Annotated in this window: 17 protein-coding genes; 2 read left to right on the forward strand and 15 right to left on the reverse strand. The window is 63.6% G+C overall.

Translation table 11 applies throughout. The features are described from left to right. Window positions 1-11 precede the first annotated feature (11 nt). The 5 genes from glmM to DES52_RS16965 all read right to left on the reverse strand — a co-directional run bounded on the left by glmM (window position 12) and on the right by DES52_RS16965 (window position 9,832). Complete coding sequence (glmM, locus tag DES52_RS16945) at window positions 12-1,349, reverse strand: phosphoglucosamine mutase (RefSeq protein WP_110888018.1); 1,338 nt, start codon at window positions 1,347-1,349, stop codon at window positions 12-14. A gap of 18 nt (window positions 1,350-1,367) precedes the next feature. Then, on the reverse strand, window positions 1,368-2,321 hold the full coding sequence (locus DES52_RS16950; protein WP_110888019.1) for a GNAT family N-acetyltransferase: 954 nt from the start codon (window positions 2,319-2,321) through the stop codon (window positions 1,368-1,370). Window positions 2,322-2,329: 8 nt separating this feature from the next. Continuing rightward, a complete protein-coding gene (locus DES52_RS16955) occupies window positions 2,330-3,289 on the reverse strand; it encodes a hypothetical protein (protein WP_146237339.1) in 960 nt (319 codons plus the stop codon). Window positions 3,290-3,394: 105 nt separating this feature from the next. After that, window positions 3,395-8,149: a DUF11 domain-containing protein gene (locus DES52_RS16960; RefSeq protein WP_110888021.1), complete on the reverse strand. Its 4,755-nt coding sequence runs from the start codon at window positions 8,147-8,149 to the stop codon at window positions 3,395-3,397. Window positions 8,150-8,554: 405 nt separating this feature from the next. Continuing rightward, complete coding sequence (locus tag DES52_RS16965; protein WP_110888022.1) at window positions 8,555-9,832, reverse strand: replication-associated recombination protein A; 1,278 nt, start codon at window positions 9,830-9,832, stop codon at window positions 8,555-8,557. 65 nt (window positions 9,833-9,897) lie between these two features. Here DES52_RS16965 and DES52_RS16970 point away from each other — a divergent pair, with 65 nt between their 5' ends. Beyond that, window positions 9,898-10,731, forward strand: coding sequence for a 1,4-dihydroxy-6-naphtoate synthase (locus tag DES52_RS16970; RefSeq protein ID WP_110888023.1), 834 nt, complete (start codon window positions 9,898-9,900; stop codon window positions 10,729-10,731). A 3-nt stretch (window positions 10,732-10,734) separates the two neighbouring features. Here the strand turns inward: DES52_RS16970 and DES52_RS16975 are convergent, their stop codons facing one another. The 5 genes from DES52_RS16975 to DES52_RS16995 form a co-directional block, all read right to left on the reverse strand. Continuing rightward, window positions 10,735-11,025 (reverse strand): hypothetical protein, encoded by a 291-nt coding sequence (locus DES52_RS16975; RefSeq protein WP_110888024.1) that lies wholly within the window; start codon window positions 11,023-11,025, stop codon window positions 10,735-10,737. Between the two features lie 70 nt (window positions 11,026-11,095). Continuing rightward, the gene (locus tag DES52_RS16980) at window positions 11,096-12,190 is read right to left on the reverse strand and encodes a M20 family metallopeptidase (RefSeq protein ID WP_110888025.1); all 1,095 of its coding nucleotides are present in this window, start codon (window positions 12,188-12,190) and stop codon (window positions 11,096-11,098) included. A gap of 73 nt (window positions 12,191-12,263) precedes the next feature. Continuing rightward, window positions 12,264-12,458: a hypothetical protein gene (locus DES52_RS16985; RefSeq protein WP_170131104.1), complete on the reverse strand. Its 195-nt coding sequence runs from the start codon at window positions 12,456-12,458 to the stop codon at window positions 12,264-12,266. Between the two features lie 223 nt (window positions 12,459-12,681). After that, window positions 12,682-13,680, reverse strand: a complete 999-nt coding sequence (zapE, locus tag DES52_RS16990) for an AFG1/ZapE family ATPase (RefSeq protein ID WP_170131106.1) — start codon at window positions 13,678-13,680, stop codon at window positions 12,682-12,684. Next, window positions 13,677-14,372: a S4 domain-containing protein gene (locus tag DES52_RS16995; protein WP_110888119.1), complete on the reverse strand. Its 696-nt coding sequence runs from the start codon at window positions 14,370-14,372 to the stop codon at window positions 13,677-13,679. The genes zapE and DES52_RS16995 overlap by 4 nt, the downstream gene beginning before the upstream one ends. Window positions 14,373-14,443: 71 nt before the next feature. Between DES52_RS16995 and DES52_RS17000 the strand changes: the two genes are divergently transcribed. Next, window positions 14,444-14,851: a DUF3197 domain-containing protein gene (locus DES52_RS17000; protein ID WP_110888027.1), complete on the forward strand. Its 408-nt coding sequence runs from the start codon at window positions 14,444-14,446 to the stop codon at window positions 14,849-14,851. Here the strand turns inward: DES52_RS17000 and DES52_RS17005 are convergent. From DES52_RS17005 to DES52_RS17025, 5 genes are all read right to left on the reverse strand, one after another. Then, window positions 14,830-15,045 (reverse strand): DUF2256 domain-containing protein, encoded by a 216-nt coding sequence (locus tag DES52_RS17005; protein WP_110888028.1) that lies wholly within the window; start codon window positions 15,043-15,045, stop codon window positions 14,830-14,832. The genes DES52_RS17000 and DES52_RS17005 overlap by 22 nt on opposite strands. Next, window positions 15,042-15,530: a gluconokinase gene (locus DES52_RS17010; protein ID WP_110888121.1), complete on the reverse strand. Its 489-nt coding sequence runs from the start codon at window positions 15,528-15,530 to the stop codon at window positions 15,042-15,044. The genes DES52_RS17005 and DES52_RS17010 overlap by 4 nt, the downstream gene beginning before the upstream one ends. Window positions 15,531-15,737: 207 nt before the next feature. Next, window positions 15,738-16,922 (reverse strand): glutamine-hydrolyzing carbamoyl-phosphate synthase small subunit, encoded by a 1,185-nt coding sequence (gene carA / locus DES52_RS17015; protein WP_110888029.1) that lies wholly within the window; start codon window positions 16,920-16,922, stop codon window positions 15,738-15,740. 122 nt (window positions 16,923-17,044) lie between these two features. After that, window positions 17,045-17,569, reverse strand: a complete 525-nt coding sequence (locus DES52_RS17020) for an N-acetyltransferase (RefSeq protein ID WP_110888122.1) — start codon at window positions 17,567-17,569, stop codon at window positions 17,045-17,047. Then, window positions 17,563-18,063 (reverse strand): GNAT family N-acetyltransferase, encoded by a 501-nt coding sequence (locus DES52_RS17025; protein WP_110888030.1) that lies wholly within the window; start codon window positions 18,061-18,063, stop codon window positions 17,563-17,565. The genes DES52_RS17020 and DES52_RS17025 overlap by 7 nt, the downstream gene beginning before the upstream one ends. Window positions 18,064-18,073 lie beyond the last annotated feature (10 nt).

The raw sequence follows: 18,073 nt of genomic DNA on the forward strand, positions 1-18,073 counted from the left end.
TCCCCCCAGCCTCATCGTGTCGCCACCGATGCACGCGATGAAATGACGCCCGCGATGGACGACGCGATTTCGCGAATTTCCGCTTCGTCCGGCCCTTCCACCATCACGCGCACGAGCGACTCCGTCCCGCTGGCACGCAGATTCACGCGTCCCCGACCCGCGAGGCGGTCCTCGGCCGCGCGCACCGCCAACGCCACCTCCGGATCTTGCGACACGCCGTGCTTGTCGGCGACGCGCACGTTCACGAGCGTCTGCGGAAACATCACGAGCTCGGCGTACAACTCGTCAAGGCTCACGCCCGCTTCCAAGGAGGCCCGCAGCACTTGTAGGGCTGTCAGGACCCCGTCACCCGTCGGGCTGAGGTCGAGGAACAGCACGTGCCCGCTCTGCTCTCCCCCGAGGGTGAGTCCACGCTCCTTGAGGCGCTCGTGGACGTAGCGATCCCCGACGGCCGTGCGCTCCAGCCGCACGCCGAGTTCGGCGAGCTTCACTTCCAGCGCCATGTTCGCCATGATCGTCGTGACGACGGCTTCCTCACGGCGGGCCCGCGCGCCGAGCAGCAGCATGTGGTCGCCGTGCACGGCGTTTCCACGCGAATCGACGAAAAGCGCCCGATCGGCGTCGCCATCGAAGGCCACGCCGAGATCGAAGTCACCTTCACGCACGAGCTTCGCCAGCGTGTCGAGGTGCGTCGAGCCGCACCCCCGATTGATGTTCTTCCCGTCAGGCGTCGTGAACACCGCGAAGACGTCCGCGCCCGCCCGTTGAAATACCTTGGGCGCCACGCGGTACGCCGCGCCGTTCGCGCAGTCCATCGCGACGCGCAGGCCCGACAAGTCAGGAGCGAGAGACAGCAGAAAGTCGACGTACAGCCGCTCGGCCTCCGTGTAGTCCGTGACGCTTCCGAGGGCGATGCCCGTGATGGGAGGCAAGTCCGCCAGCGAGTCCATCATCGCCTCGACGCGCGCCTCCAATTCGTCGGACAGCTTTTCACCGCTGGCGCCGAAGAACTTGATTCCGTTGTCTTCATACGGATTGTGAGACGCCGAGATCACGACGCCCGCCGACGCGCCCAAATGCCGCGTGAGGTAACTGACGCCCGGCGTGGGCAGCACGCCGACGTGAACGACGTTCACGCCCCGAGCTGTCAGACCGGCTGCCAGGGCGGCTTCGAGCATGTCACCGCTTTGCCGTGTGTCCTTCCCGATCACCACGGTGGGGCGTCCACCTTCCGCCTTCAACACTTCCGCTGCCGCCGCGCCAAGTTGCATGACCCACGCGGACGTCAACGGGAATTCACCGGCGACCGATCTTACCCCGTCGGTGCCGAAATACTTCCGACTCGTCATGACGGCATGATAACGTCATCAGGTCGACGCGTTCGATGACAAATTGAGCTCGAAGTGCAAAGCGTAGGGAAGCAGCGTCGAATTCAAGGCACGAACAATGTTCATGATGGGCGTGTTTGTCGAAGCGACGACGCCGGACAACACGTCGACATCGTGCGTCGCTGCCCACTGGTGCACCTTTCTTCGTAGAAGGCTGTTCACGCCGCTGTTGCGCTCCTCGGGAGCAGTTCCTACTGTCACATAGTGCAGTGTCCTGGGCTCTTTGCGGATCAGCGCAGCTGCCGAGACGAGGCGTCCGTCGGCCTTCAAGACGTAGGCCGAAACCCGGTCCTGCTTGGCAAGGCGATACCACGACGAGATTGTCACTTGTGCTCGTGCGGAGTTCACCTCTCCAGTCGCTTCTCGAAGCGACGCCACGAGCAACGCGACAAACTCTTGCTGCAACGCGGCGTCCGGCATTCCTATCAATGCTCGATAGCCGCTCGCATCTGCTTGGTCGGCGCTTTGCTCGAACTTTTGCGACAGGGGCGCCATGACATGTCGGCGGTGTTCGAACAGCTCGGATGTCACTGCAAAGTGCCGGCGCCGATACAACGCCTCTTGCCATGATGCAGGATCAACAGCTGCCTGCAGCGTACGAATCGACCGAGCCTGCAACTCGGCCAACAAGGCTCGGAACAATTGATCTTCAGGGGGGTTCGCGCGAGCCTCCTCGCGCAAGAATACGCTTACCCGAACAATCGGAAGATCGACTCCTGCCGACTCGAAGAGGCACCCGCCGAGAAGTTCCTGACCCGCTTGCACGACTAGACCACCGGACACGATGCCAGGGAGTTGGCGATATAACAGCGCGTTGAGCCCGCGATCGGTCAAGGAAGCGCCGGGGTCAACCTCTCGCGACAATCGCAGAAACGCCTCGAACAAGGACGGAGCCAAAGGACGAACAAGAAGTGAATCTTGAGATCCATTCATATAGCGCGTCAGCCTTGAGGAGACAGGGGTGGTACTTGCAGTGCGAACGTCAGCGTGCTGGGCTGCAAGTTGAATCCGAGCGTCTCAATGATGTTCAGCATAGGTAAATTGTTGGCATCAACTGCGCCATGCAAAGACTCGTATCCTTGGAAGGCTGCCCAACGGTAGATGCCGAGCGCCATTACACTGAGCGCTCCCGTACCACGCGATGATGAGAGTACGCCTTGGCCCTCGAAGCGCAAGTGATTCTCACGGGTCAATATCCGCATGATTGAGGCGGCAACCATTTCCGACTCTTTACCGACGAACAGGTACAATCGCTCCTTAGGCCGCAAGGTGTACCAAGCGTCCAGCAGAGCACGCGCCCGCCGGTCATCAGGATCACGCGTCGCGTCCCGCATGGTTGCAATTACTAGGCGATTGAACTCAGCACGGTACTTCTCAGGCAATGTCCGTGTCACGTAGCAACGGTAGCCCTGTGCATCCCCACGCCGAGCAATTGCGACAAGTCGCTCGGGCTCAGGCGCCTTTACAGCACGTACGGCCTCGTACGTAGACACATTTGATTGAAATCCGTGCTGATGAAAGAAGCTCTCCTCCCACGAGCCGACGGGCGCGCGTGCACGTAATTCTCGGGCTCGCGCCCAGCGTGCGGCGGTGAGGAGTTCCGAGAATAAAATGCTCTGGTACTCCGCAGTCCGGGCACCAGGATGCAGCAGAACGTCGACCGAGACCGTGCTGGTAGAGTGCGCCCGGTCAAGCACAAACGCCCCAACCAGCTTCTTTTCTTGAATCAGCAATGACACACCAGGAACTCCACGCGTTGACGGACCACCCAATAATTCGGCAAGCCGATCCTTCGTCGTTCGTGCCTCGGGGCGAACTTGCTGCAGCAATGTCAAGTAGGCGTCGTAATTGTCGGGTATGAGCGGACGAACGCTCACGGGCGGACGGGAAGCCTGAAGCATGCATGAATATTAGCGCGTTCGAACGACCTTCAGACGCGAGCACTAACAAAGAAGAGAACCCACCCTCAGGTGGGTTCTCCGAGTCCAGCTCGATCTCTTCGAAGCTTAGAAGCCGGGGAAGATGATGATCGGGGTGCTGTTGAAGAAGAGGCGGAGCGTGGGTTCCGTTTGTGTCGGCGCCACCACGTTGCCGCTCGTCGCGGGGAAGAACGTGATGTCGTTGGCAATGTTCGAGACATTCGACGTGTTACGGAAGGTGAAGGTCACTTTGCCCGAGGTCGCGCTGTTCGTGACGGTGCCAACCGTCGAGGACGGAATCGCGAAGAAGTTGTTGCCGAGGTTGAGACCGACCGGCTCACCTTGCGCGTAGCCCGCGGGCACTGAGAGCACCGCGTCCAGCTTCACTTGGTCCGCCGCAAGGATCTCATAGTCGTTCGCCGCGCTGTACCCAGCGACACCGTCGACATCTACGTACGCTTGCACCGTGAAGGTGTAGGTGTTCGTGGGCGTCAGACCCGTGAAGTTGTTGAGGCCACCCGAAACCGAACCGGCAACCGTGGCGTTGTTCGAGTCGACGATGGTCGTCGAGGTGAGCACCGGCCGGAAGTTGATGAGGTTCGTAACCGCATTGTACGCAGCCGCGCCCGAGCCGTTGACGTAGATCTGACCACTACCAGGGGTGAGCGAAGTGACGCTGAACGAGCCCGTGCCGTTGGTGAGTGTCACGAGTTGCGTGGTAGTCAGGGCAGACGTGGCGGGCGTAAAGTCGAAGGCTGGGTTGTTGGAGGATACTTCGACCGTGCCGTTGAACGGCAGACCGAACTGGTCAACCGCACCCGTGATGTTGAAGGTCGTGGTGGACGCCACCGGACGATCGAGTTCGCTATCGGCCGTACCGTCAACATCGGCAGCTGCCGTCGCGACGTTGAAGAACGCCACGGTGCTCGGCAGGTTGTCGCGAACGGTCGTCGGCTCCGCCTTGAGGAGGGGGCCGCCCGTAGTGTTCTCTTCGAAGTCGAGGGTCGTGCGAGCGTCGTCGTCGCCGGCGACGCGGCCTTCCACGACGTACTCGAACAGCAGTTCTTGACCCGGGTTGAGGAAGTTGGCGTTCACTTGCGTGCTGCCGTCAGCCGCCACGTTGACCGTGATGACTTGGCCGGGAGCGCCGCTGAGGATACCCGAGCCAGCGCCATCGAGGTCGAGCGAGTCGGCGAGGACAGGGGTGCCCGTGCCCGTGCGCTCGACGCCGTTGACGAGGACGACGTTCATGTTGGAGTACGTCGCAACGCGCGGCAGAGCGTTGGTGATGCGAACGTTCGTCGCCGGACCGTCGCCGTAGTTGCCGTGGCGGATCTTGTACTCGAACGTGCCACCAATCGGGAAGACTTCGGCGTTGACGTTGCCGAAAACTTCCGCAAGGGGGCTCGATTCGGGGTTGGAGCGGATGTTCTTGTAGTAGTTATCGCCCGGATTGAACTCATTGATGAGATCCGCATCGCCCGTTGTAAGCGTGAAGACATCACCGGCGGCGTCAGGCGCGTTATCGCTGAGTTCCGTGTCGAACGAGGGGCCAGCGATGACTTCGACGTCGGCGCAGTCGGCGAGGAAGTTCGGCGCGCCGTTGAGGACGGTGCGGCGAGCGCCGGGGCGCGTGGTCTGCGGCAGGGAGAAGCTGTCCGGCTCGACGCGTTGCGAGAGACGCTCGGTGAAGAGGCCACCGATCGCGGCAGGAGACACGTTGTAGAAGGGGTACGCGTCGCGAACGATTTCGCCAGCCGCGAGGGGGATGTTGATGCGCTGGTTGAGGTTGTTCGCGAAGAGCTGGACGCAGTTGACGTCGTCGAAGACACCCGTCTCATTCGCGCGGAACGAGGTGGTCGCCGTGCGAGTTTGACCGAGCGCCAGGTTGCCGAGGTCGAACGTAACCGTACGGTCGTTGAGGTTGACCGAGCCGGGGTTCTGCGTGATCGGACCCGTAGCGGGCGCAAGGTTCGAGTTGACGTAGTCAATTTGCGTGCCGAACGAGTCGACAATGCGCGCCGAGTAGGCCGTCATTTCGTTGAGGTAGTCGGCGGCGGTGCGCGGGCTGCTCTTGAGCGCGGCGTAGCCGGAGTCACCGAGCGTCGCACGGTCGATGTTGCTGGCCGTGATTCGGTACGTGACTTGGTCGTTCAGGCGCAGCGTGCCGCTCGGGGAGATCTGGCGCTTGTCGATGGCGATGAACGGACGCACGACGTTGATGTCGAAGTCGGCGCGATCTTCCGCAGCTTCCGCCGAGGTGACGACGACGCTGTTCGTGACTTGGTACGGGTCGTTGTACTCGCGAGTGAGGATCGGGCGACGATCGCCAAACGCGCCGTTGCCTGTAAGGCCGTCCACAACGCCATCTTGGTTGTTGTCGTTCCAGACGTAGCCGGGCTTGTGGCGCGGGTAGACGGTGACGGTGAGCGTTACTTCGTCGGCGCCGCCAGGAGCGTTGTCGTTCGCGGCGAGCGAAGCGAGCGCCGGAACTTGCGTCTGCGTGAAGGTGACTTCGTGCAGGACGGGGTCGTAGGTTCCACCTGCCGGGCTGCTGACGTAGCCGAGTTCCGCCGGGAGTTCGTCGGTGACAACGACGTTCGTAATCGGGTTCGCGTTCGTGTTGCGAACGGTGATCGTGTACGTGTAGTTCTTGGCGGCCGAGCCGGTCGCGGGCAGCGTGACGTCGTCACGATTGGCGTTCGAGCCCGCCCACGTGATGACCGTAGGGCCGCTCTTAACGATGTCGAGGGCCGCCCCGAAGAGCGTACGCGTCGCGTTGTAGCTCTTGAGCGGGAACGCGTACGTCGTGTTACCGAAGTCTTGCGTGTACACATACGTCGCCGTGACGTTCGCGGCGATTTGGGCGCCCGGCAAGTTGTTGATGACGTTGAGGTCCGTGCTGTTCGTCACACCGAGCGTTACGCCGCTGCCGTCCACGTCCACGCAGTAGCCCGTGTTCGACGCACCGTTGAGATTGGTGTTGAAGGCGCCAGACGGAATGAACTGACCGGAGCTCGCGAAGTTCGAGAAATTACCCGTTCCGGTAGCGCTTACTGCGGTGTAGTCACAGCCACCGCTAAAGAAGTAGTTGGTGGTGTTGTTGAGTTGGTAGACGACGTAGCCAGTGCGAACGTCATCGATGATGCCGTCGTCGGTCGTGTCGCCCGGTTGTGCGACTTGCGGGAGTTTGCTACGGAAGGGCAGGGTCGGGACGAACAGTCCGTCCTGGGGCTGCTTTTGGTAGAAGGCCGTTTGCAGATACGCTTCGCGGTTTTCGGTCGGGCGGAACGCGGCGCGGCCGAGTTGGATGGTCGTGCCCGTGCGGCGACCGGTCGCTTGGAAGAGACCCGAGTCGTCGTCGCCGGCGCTGCCGTCAACGAAGTCGTTGTAGGCGTAGAGGTGGCTGATGTTCTGGAAGAACATCTTGAACTCGGTGAGCGCCGCGCCTGGCGTGACCGAACCGTCCGAGCCGACCGTCGCGCCCGAAACGACGAACTTGACGATGTCGCTGATCGTGCCCGTGATGGGGTCGTTGCTACCGCCGACCGGCTCGAGGCGACCGTTCGCCGCGTAGACCGTGAAGCGCGCGATTCCGTTGGCGTCTGTGACGATTTGGACCGGGCCACCCACGGCTTGCGTCTTCAGCGGCGTCGCTACGTTGTCATTAACGCGCACGTGCCCTGGGATGACCGTGGCCGAAGTGCCGCTCAGGGCGCTGTATTGCGGGTCGACGAACAACACGGCGTTGGCGATGGGGCCGTTGGCGCCCGTCACACGCGCTGTGACAAAAACGGACTCTTCGGTTTGGCTGGCGCCGATTTGAACGTTCTTGTTCGAGTTAACCTCGGGCACGAGGGGCAAGGCGACCCCTTCGGCGTCCGTGACCGACGAGAGGGTAATGCCGGTAATGACTTGACCGGGCGTGACGGTACGCGTGTAGTCGAACGCCGCGCTCGCCGTGCCGTTGGCGACCACCGTCACGCGACGCGTGGCGTTGGCTTGCGGGATCGTGAATTGCACGCCACCAGCGTTGACGGTCTGATCGACCACAACGTCATAGGTGCCAGCCGGAACGGGAATGACCGAGCCCGTGCCCGCCGTGCCTTGGAACACGGTGGTAGGGGTTGTACCCGTCGTGCGAATGGTGACGTTCGTGCTTGACACGCCAGTCAGAACGATTGCGATGTTCGCGTTGTTGACCGGGTTGTTTTGCTGTGCCGTGTAGACGATGTTTTGCGTCGTCGTCTGACCCGCCGTGATGGTGATGGGGTAAGACGTTTGCGCCGGAGCGTACGTCGTGCCGCCCGAGGCGACATTGGCTACCGTCAAGGTGTAGGTGCCCGGCGCAAGATTGGCCACCGGGGTACCGAGGGTAATCGTTTGGGGCTGCGAACCAGCGGACGTGGAGGTCAAAGTGCCGCTCACGGTCACGCCGGTCACGCCGGTGATGGTCGTAGCGAGCGTACCAGTAGTCGTGTTGTTTTGTTGACGAACGTAGTTGAGGGAGACCGTCGAGGACTGGCCGGCAACGACCGTAACGGTGTCCGTTCCCGTCTCACCGTTCGCACGAACGTACGTGACGCCACCGACGACGATTTGGGCCGGGAGAGTGAACGTGTACGATCCAGCGGGAACCGTAAACTGCTCGCCGTCGTCGACCGAACCGGTGATGCTGTTGGGAATGGTGGTAAAAGCGGAAACCGGAACCGAGACATTGTTCAGGTCGCCTTGGAAATCAACGGCGACAGTGCCGGTGCTCGGCGCCGTCGGGCCTTGCGAGCAGGCCGCGAGGGCCATTGCCGTAGTCAAGGCGATGCTAGCGAACTTCAAACTCTTCATGCATTCCTCCTGCGGAGTGATGGATACGACAACAGAGCGACGAATCGTACTTCGTGAGTGGTCTCTGGCAAGGGGCGCTCCTTCATGAAATTCCGTACCGTGACCTCATGGACTCCAATTCCTGTGAAGTGTGAGGCTCTTGACGGAGTATACGTTTCTGCAGAACGCGTGTCAACGAAATTTGCGCCCGCCCCACGGGCTTTTTCACTTTCGATTTCAAGCGTTTTCTGAGATACGTTTATTGACTTAGCGCACCGACTGCCATCACCTCCCACGATGACGTTCAAACCCTGTCTTGGGTCGTCCTCATCGAAGATCGTAGCACTAACCGTAATCTCATGGTGAGAATTCTGACGCCATCGTCAGATTCGGCTCAGGTACGTGCGGAAGCGCGCTCACATCACTTTAATCCTTCCTAAAGGATGAATGCAATTCTCTTAATTTCGTCCAACGTCCCTCGACTCGCGCCTCCCACCCTTCATTCGAAGGGGTGTACAAAGAGGTCTTCAAAGCTTCGGGCAAATACGTCTGGGCGAAGCTTCCCTCGGGATCGTCGAAGTAGTAGGCGTAGCCGCGCCCGTATCCCTGCGATTTCATCAAGTTCGTCGGAGCGTTGCGCAAGTGGGGCGGGACCGGCGCCGTCACCTCATGCACGGCCTTCAACGCTCGCCCCCAAGCCGTGTACACGGCGTTCGACTTCGGCGCGAGCGCCAAGTACACCACCGCCTGCGCGAGCGCGAGGTCACCTTCCGGACTGCCCAGAAACTCCACGGCCTCCTTGGCGGCGAGACTGAGGCGCAGCGCGGCCGGATCGGCGAGCCCGACGTCTTCGGTGGCCATGCGCACGACCCGTCTCGCGACGTACACCGGATCTGCCCCGCCCGCAATCATGCGCGCCAACCAGTAGAGCGCGCCGTCCACGTGAGAAGCTCTCACACTTTTGTGCAGGGCGGAAATGAGGTTGTAGAACTCCTCGCCTTCCTTGTCCATCGCGGGCGTATGACGCCCGAAGGCTTCGCGCGCCGCCTCGACCGTCACGGGACGAGCGATTTCCGCCGCCACCTCCAGCACGCCGAGCGCTCGCCGCGCGTCTCCGTCCGAGAGGCGAGCGATCAAGTCGAGAGCGTCCGGTTGCACCTCGACGCCTGGCAAGCCGCGCGCGTCCCCGAGGGCGCGCGTCAACAAGTTCCGAAGGTCCTCGCGCGTCAGCGGTTCGAGCACGAGGACGCGCGCGCGCGAGCGAAGCGCCGGATTCACCTCGAAGCTCGGGTTCTCGGTCGTGGCGCCGATCAACGTCAACAAGCCTCGCTCCACGTGCGGCAGCAGCGCGTCCTGCTGCGCTTTGTTGAAGCGATGAATCTCGTCGAGGAACAAAATCGTACGCTCGCCGCTCGGCGCGCGCCGCTGGGCTTCCTCGACCGCCGCGCGCACGTCCTTCACGCCCGCCGTCACGGCGCTGAGCGCCACGAAGTGCGCCCGAACGAGGTCGGCGACGAGCCGCGCGAGCGTCGTCTTGCCGACGCCGGGCGGACCCCAAAAGATCAACGAGGACAGGCGCCCTCCTTCCAGCATGCGGCGAAGCGGCTTGCCGGGTCCGAGAAGGTGTTGCTGGCCGACGATCTCGTCGAGGGTGCGAGGACGCATGCGTTCGGCGAGTGGCGCGGGCGGATCGAACAACGTCATGCCTCGATCCTAGGCTCGGCGAGCAACGCACGAAAGGGTCCCGGCGAGACGATTATCTTGAGGTCATGACGACGCGCGCCTCCTCGCTCGACCTCGGGTACTCGTTTTGCCCGAACGACACTTTCATCTTCTACGCCCTCGCACACGGCAAAGTTCCGTCTCCCCTTTCGGTGCGCGAGCGCCTCGAAGACGTCGAGACGCTCAACGCCTTCGCGCGCGAAGGTCGCCTTCCCATGACGAAGATCAGCTATCGCGCGTACTTCGACGTCATGGACGAGTACGTCGCGCTGCGAAGCGGCGGCGCCCTCGGTCGAGGCGTCGGCCCGCTCGTCGTGACGCACGAGCCGCTGACGTCGCTGAAGGGCAAGGTCGTCGCGTCGCCCGGCGCCCTGACCACGGCCGAGTTGCTGCTGCGGTCCTTCGAGCCGACCGTGAAGGTCGTGCGCATGCGTTACGACGAAGTCATGCCGAGCGTCGCTCGAGGCGACGTCGACGCGGGCCTCATCATCCACGAGTCGCGCTTCACGTACTCCTCGTACGGTTTGAGCAAGTTCTTGGACCTCGGCGCTTGGTGGGAAGGCGAGACGGGCCTGCCCCTGCCGCTCGGGGCGATCCTCGTGCGGCGCGACTTGCCGCGGGCGACGCAACTCGGCTTGCAGGAAGCCGTGCGGGCGTCCCTTCGCTACGCGTGGAACCATCCGGCCGAGCCGCGCGACTACATCCGCGCGCACGCTTTGGAGATGAGCGACGAGGTCATGCAGGCCCACATCGACCTCTACGTCAACGACTTTTCCATCGACGTCGGCGAGGAAGGCGAGCGCGCCGTGCGTGCCTTGCAACGACGGGCAATCGAAGCGGGCGTCACGAAGCCGAGCGACTTGCCGCTCTTCTTGGAGTGATCTTCAAGTCCATTCGCTGACGGGCACGGCGTCGCCGCCGTCGACCTCCACGCTCGTCACGTTGTACCGCCCGTCGAACACCACCGTCACCTCGCCACGATCAAAGTGATCGGACGACACGAAGACCTTTCGAAACACGTAGCCGCCTTCATCGCGCGTGCCGATGTTGGCGCTCTTCGTGAAACGAAGCTCCACGACGTCTCCGTGCCGCTTCGTTCTCAGGCGCAGGCGATACGTGTTCGGATCGTCCTGCTTGACGTAAGGACTCGCGGGCGGTTTGCGGCGAAAGAACATACGTGTAGAGTACGACCCGCCATCCGAGGAGAAAACCCCTCGCCCGCCTCGCGCTTTTTCGCAGGAAAGCTCAGACGCCCGGATCGCGAATCAGCTCGGCGAGCAGCCGAACGTGCCTCGGCCAGACGTCGAGGCGAACGTGCTCGTGCAACGCGTGCGCGCCGTCGCCGGGACTGCCGAGCCCGTCGAGGGTGGGCGCGAGGGGCGCCGTGAAGTTGCCGTCGCTTCCGCCGCCGACGAAGGCTTCGGAGACGTCGAAGCCGAGGGTAACGGCGACTTGCCGCGCCCGCTCGTACAACCGCGCCGTTCCGGGCGTACGTTCGAAGGGCGGACGGTTGAGGCCGCCGAGGACTTCGAGCGTCACGCGAGAATCGGCGGCCGTCATGCCGCGCACTTCGCGCTCCAAACGCTCCGCTTCGGCGAGGGTGGAGACGCGAACGTCCGTCCAGAACTCGGCGAGGTCGGGCACGACATTGACGGGACCACCACCTCCAATACGACCGGTGGAGAGCGTCGTGCCGAGGTCGGGCCGCGCGAAGCTCTCGACGCGGAGAAGCGAGCGGGCGGCCTCGGAAATCGCCGACGCGCCTTGCTGCGGCGCGTTGCCCGCGTGGGACGAAACGCCGTGCACGCGAACGTGATACATCCCGACGCCCTTGCGGCCCGTTTTGAGAGCGTGTGATTCGGCGACGGGCGGTTCCACGACGAGCACGGCGCGAGCGCGCCGCGCCGCCGCCTCGATGTGCTCACGCGACGCGAGCGAGCCGACTTCCTCGTCGGGCGTGAGCAGCACTTCGACCGGAAGCGAGAGGCGGTCGCGCACGAGCTTGAGCGCGTGGACGGCGCCGACGATGCCACCTTTCATGTCGTACGTTCCGGGGCCGAAAACTTTGTCGCCCTCGACGCGCCACGGCATCCTGTCCAAGGTGCCGTGCGGCCACACCGTGTCGGCGTGCGCGAGAATCAGCACGCCTCCGTCGCCGTCGCCGATCGTGAAACGCCGCGTGTCGCCGACGAGGTGCTCCGTCTTCGCGCCGAGCTCTTCGAGCCATCCCTGCACGACGTCCATCACACGGGCGATTCCTCGAGCGTCACCGGACGGGGACTCGATCTCGGTGAGAAGGCGCAAGTCGGCGAGAAGGGCGGTCAGGTCGGGTTGCGTCATGCGCCCCACTGTACTCCGTCTTCCGAAAAGGCGAAGGACCGGCCCAGTGACCGGTCCTTCACCACGACGATTCTCAGGCGCTGAGAATGACCTTCGGTATGTTGGCTTCCTGATTGGAAAGGCGTTTCAGCGTGTCGTCACAGACGGTGAGGCGAACGGTGCCCTTGAGGTACATCTCGTCGAGGTTGCGCCGACCCAGCAGGCGTGCCGCGGCGTCCACGGTCAGTTCGATGGCGTCTTGTTCCAAATCGACCAGTTGGAGTCTCACACGGTCGAAAGTTCCTGGCACCCAACGGCACACCAGTCGATGCATGTTCGGCTCCTTCTCACGACGGAGAACCGTCGTATCGTCTTTTGTTCGACACTTTCAGGTTAGAAGGAGCCCCGCCTCGACACCGATGACTTTCCCAAAGGGAACTTTAAGGTTTCATCACTGGGAGAGCTTCCACCGTGAACTAGATCTCATCCAGCGTCATCTTTTCTCGTCCTCGTCACGTCCTCGCTTCTCGTAACAATTCGGTGAGGCGAGAAAAGGCGCGGCTGTACTTCTTGGCGTACGCGCCATGACGGTACGTGTCGGGAAAGATCTTCGAAAGGTCGCTGCCCGTCACGGCCAAGCCGACCCCGAGGTCGTACACCTTGTCCACGAAGTGCACAAAGCGCAACGCCACGTTTTGGTCGGGCATGGCTTCCACGTCGCGCAAGCCGACGTTGTCCACTCCCGCCAAGAGCTTGCCGAAGCGCGCGGGATGCACGTTCAACAAGTGCCGATTGAGGTCGCGGTGCGAAGCTTCCGCCAACGTTTCGAAGGGTTTGGAAGCTCGCCACGCGGCATACCCGTCGCCGTCGAGCGGCGCGGCGGGCTTCACTCCGCGCGCTCGAAAGTCGGGGCCGTCGACGCGGAGCGCGTCGAAACGATGCGCGATTTCCGTGATCTGCCGCCGGAAGTCCTCGGCATTGAAGCGTCCCTGCCCCAATGCGCCCGGCTCCGTGTTCGACGTCGTCACGACGTTCGTGCCGCTTGGCATGAGACCCGCCAGAAAGGTGTTCACCATATGTGTGTTGCCGGGATCGTCGAGTTCGAACTCGTCCACGGCAAGCAGGGAAAAGCGCGCGAACGCTCGGCGCGCCTCCTCCATTCCGAGGGCGCCCATCGCGTACAGCAGTTCTTGAAAGCTCAGAAAAGCCTTCGCGCCGTCGAAGGCGAACCACGTCGCGGCGAGCAAGTGTGTCTTGCCGACTCCGAAGCCGCCGTCGAGATACACGCCCTCGCCCTCGGGCTTGGAGCGGCGAAACAACCGAAAGCCGCCGCTGGAACGCGACTTCGTCGCGAACGTCCGCAAACGTTCCTTTGCCTCGGCTTGTGACGGAAACGCGGGGTTCGGAAGGTAGTTGTCGAAGCTCACGTTCCGAAAGCGGGCGCTCGGCACGAAGCCTTCGAGCATCTCCGTCGGGGTCAAGGTCGGGCGACGAGCCAGCAAGTCGATCAACGATGAACCTCGAGTTCCACCTTGAAGTTCCCGCGCCGCGTCTCGTTCACGACACGCTTGAAGTCCACCCGACCGAGGCCCTCGGCGGACAGGCTGTCCCCTTCGCGAACTTCGGAACTCGCGCGGGCGACGGCGCCGTTGATGCGCACCTTGCCCGTGTCGATGCCTTGCTGGAAGTACGCGCGGCTCACGCCGAAACCCTTGGCGCCCACGACGTCCACGCGCAAGCTCGGAACGACGACTTCACGCGTCTTCGAACCGCGGCCCGCCGTCTCGCCGACCTCCTCCACCTCGACGTCCGTTCCGGCGAGGCTCGAAAGTTCGAGCAACTGCGCCTTCGCCTTGCCGGTCACGGCCAGCAGGTACGCCGAGCGATCCTCGCGCACGTCTCCGAGTTGCTCGTCGGGCAGGCCGAGGCCGCGCAGCGCCACCGTGAAGTCTTGCAAGTCGAAGCCCGGCCGAAAGTCGCCCGAGACGCGCAGCACCGTCACACCCGAATCCACGCTCGGAATGTGCACGGGGTGCAGCGTCAGCACGACGCGCCGCGCGTCCGGGAAACCTCCGGCGATCACATGACGCACTTCGGGATCGGCGAGGACGCGACGGTCCAAGGTGTCGGCGTCCACGAAACCCGTTCGTACCACGCGTCCGCCGCGCGCTCCGGCGACGAGTTGAGAGAGGTTCTTGCTCACCTCGGCAGGATACCGCGCCGCTCCGACTTCGCCATCCTCCAAAACGCTGATGCTGGCGTTAAGATCACTTCATGGACATTCCCGAACCGATCGGCGTCGTCGGCGCGCCGTACGAAACGCTGAGCGAACTCAAAGGGCACTTCGAGGACATAGACCTCTCGGGCGCCATGCTGATCCTGCTGACCGACACGCAAGGCAAGCGCGCCGACGCTCGCTACGCCGTGCTGGTGCATGCGCCCGATCTCAGCGTGCTCACCGTGGACGCCTTCGGCCCGCGATACGGCGTAGACGGCGAGCAGGCGTTGCGCGACCTCGCCGGGTGGGCGCGGGCGCATGGCATCGAGAACGTCAAGGAGACGGTCGTCAACACCTACGACTTCAACCGCGTCGTGCGCGAACCCGACGAAGCCGAAGTGCGCCGCCTCATCGCCGCGGCGAATCCCAGCGATCTCGGCATCTACCTCGTTCGCGGCGGGTGACGCCGCTCGACGACGTCCTTGCGCTCGGACGTCGCCGCCTTCGCCGCTCGGCAGCGGTCCGAGCAGTACTTCACGTTCTCCCAGTCCCGCTCCCACTTCTTGCGCCACGCGAACGGCAAGCCGCACGTGGCGCACGTCTTGACGGGCCGCTCGGACGGCTTGCGCCCCGCGCCGAAAGCTTTGGCCTTCTTCACCTCAACGCCTCCACGATCCGCTCGGCGAGCGCGTCGGGGTCGTCCGACGCTTCCACGCGCACGACGATCGCCTCTTGCTCCGACGGTTCCTCCAACGTCGCGAGTTGCCCTGCCAGGAACGACGGACCGGCGAAGTGACCGCGCCGAGACGCGAGACGCTCACGCAACAAGGCTTCGGGAACCCGGAGAAACGCGAAGCGAACGCTCGGCGCGTGAAGCTGCTCACGATACGCGTGCTTGAGGGCCGAGCATGCCAGCACCACGCTCTCCCCCATCCGATCTGCTTCGTCGAGCCGCGCCCGCAAAGCATGGAGCCATGGAGCGCGGTCCTCGTCCGTGAGGGCCTCGCCTCGCCGCATCCGTTCCACGTTCCGAGGCGAGTGAAACTCGTCCGCGTCTAGGAACGTCACGTTCAGCCGACGCGCGACTGCTCGTCCCACCGTCGTCTTTCCGCTGCCCGACACGCCCATCACGACCACGATCACGACCACAAGATACGGCGCCGCGTTTCACGGCGCCGTAATCCGAATTTCCCCGACCTTCTCGACGCACGCTCTCAAGCAGAGCTCGCCTCGACGGCCTTCCGTCTCCCGAGGCGTGGTCAGCACGGGGACCGCGCCTCGGAAGACGTTCGCGTCACTCGCCGTCGTCCTGGATCTCGCCGCAGGCGTCACGGGCGCGTCCCGTCTGGGTCAGAGCCCGAGGCGACCTCTCGACGCTTTCTGCACGGGCAAGCCGGTCATGCCGTCGAACTTGTCGATTTCCTCGATGAAGCGCTCGAACAGGTAACGGCTGTCGTGCGGCCCGGGGCTCGCCTCGGGGTGGTACTGCACGCTGAAGACGGGATAACGGCTGTGCGCCATGCCTTCGAGCGATCCGTCGTTGAGGTTGATGTGCGTCGCGACGAACTGCCCGTTCGGGATGGAGTCGATGTCGACGGCGTACCCGTGGTTTTGCGCGGTGATCTCGATGCCGCCGGTCAGCAAGTTCTTGACGGGTTGATTGCCGCCTCGGTGGCCGAACTTCATCTTGAACGTCTGCCCGCCGACGGCGAGGCCCAGAATTTGATGGCCGAGGCAGATGCCGAAGGTCGGGACGAGGCCGAGAAGCTTCCACGCCGTTTCGTGCGCGTACTTGAGGGGCGCCGGATCGCCCGGGCCGTTGGAGAGGAACAGGCCGTGCGGATGAAGCGCCATGATTTGCGCCGGGGTGGTGTTGGCGGGCACGACGATCGGCTCGATGCCGACCTCGGCGAGCCGCTTGATGATGGTGTGCTTGATGCCGAAGTCGAGCAGGACGACGCGTTTACCTTCGCGCAGCGTGGGGTAGGCGTACGGCAACGCCGTCGTGACTTCCTGCGTCATGTCGTGCCCGTCGATGTCTTGGTGCTCGCGGGCGCGGCGCACGAATTCCTGCTCTTCTTCCACGCTGAACTCCCCGTACGGATCTTCGGGGTGCGTGAACGAGCGGTGCGCGACGACGCCCTTCACGACGCCTCCTTCACGCAGACGCCGCACGAGGGCGCGCGTGTCGATCCCGGAGATCGAGACAACGCCGTAGCGCTCCATGAACTCCTGAAGGCTCTGCTCGGCGCGGTGGTTGGAGTAGTGCTCGGTGAACTCGCGCGAGATGAAGCCGCGCACGAAGGGCTTGTTGCTCTCCATGTCGTAGATCGCCACGCCGTAGTTTCCAATGTGAGGATACGTCATGCACACGATCTGCCCGTTGTACGACGGATCGGTCATGATCTCTTGGTAGCCCGTCATGGAGGTGTTGAAGACCACTTCCCCGACCGTCTCGCCGCGATGCCCGAAGGCGTAGCCGCGGTACACCGTTCCGTCTTCCAGCGCCAGTACGGCGCGTTCCTTGCGAATCATGTCATGCCTCCATTCCGCGCTCGCCGTCGCGGTTTCATGGGTGTGCCGCCCTCGGCGGCAATCCGAGCGAGTTTAGCAGGTCGAGGTGAAAACATTGTTCGCGACGAACTGGCGAGCGTTCGTCAGTCGAGGGAACGCAGCATCGCGATCTCGTTGCAGTTCTCGAAGAACGCGCAGCGTTGGCACTCGCTCCAGACTTTCGGGTGGAGGTTGGTCTTGTCGATGCGCGTGTAACCGCACGCTTCGAAGAACTTCTGCTGATACGTCCAAGCGAACAGGGCGGGCAGGCCGAGCGCGCGTCCTTCCGCTTCGCACGCCAAGACGAGGGTCTTGCCGAGCCCTTTGCCTTGAAAGGCGGGGTGAACGGCGAGGCCGCGCACTTCGGCGAGGTCGGGCGCGAGCAGGTGCAGGCCGCACACTCCGGCGAGCCCGCCCGGCCTGCCTTCGTGGGGCGCGGCTTCGAGGACGAAGAAGTCGCGGATCGTCTCGGCCAGCAGTTGCTTGCTGCGCACGAGCATCTGGCCGCGCGCCGCCCAGTACCCGATGAGTTCGTGGATGGCCTCGATGTCCGTGAGTCGCGCTTTGCGCGTCGCGACGGGCGCGTCGGGATGAAGATCGGGAATGGCGATGGAATCTAAGGTCAGCACGCGACGGCCTCCGAGGTGGCGAGCGAGAGGCGCCACGCGACTTCCGCGTCGATCCAGCCGCGCGTGACGCCGCTCACGACTTGCGGTGCGTTCGGCAAGATCGCCGCGAGTTCCGCGACGGGCACTTGCCGAAAGTCGAACTTGCGCCAATACCCTCCGGCGCCCGACGAGAAGAGGTACACGGCGCGGTCGCCGCGCAAGCTCGCGTACGTCAAAGCGCTTCGGGCGAGGGCGCGGCCCACGCCTCGGCCGCGCCACTCGGGCAGGACGGCGGCCGACCGCAGCAGCGACGCGCCGTCGCCGTGCTCGAGGCCGAGAACGCCGATCGGCTTGGAGCCGTCCCAAGCGATCCAGTACGTGGAGTTGTCGGGCGTGGCGCTGAGGTTCGCCTTGGACGGTGCGAGCCCCACGGCGACGATGAGGTCCTGCACGACGCCGAAGTCGTGGTCGGTGGCGGGTTTGATCTTGATGGCGGTGCCTTCGGCGTTCGTCATGCTTCCTCCA

Origin of the sequence: Deinococcus yavapaiensis KR-236, from assembly GCF_003217515.1 — a bacterium.
Lineage (GTDB): Bacteria > Deinococcota > Deinococci > Deinococcales > Deinococcaceae > Deinococcus_A > Deinococcus_A yavapaiensis.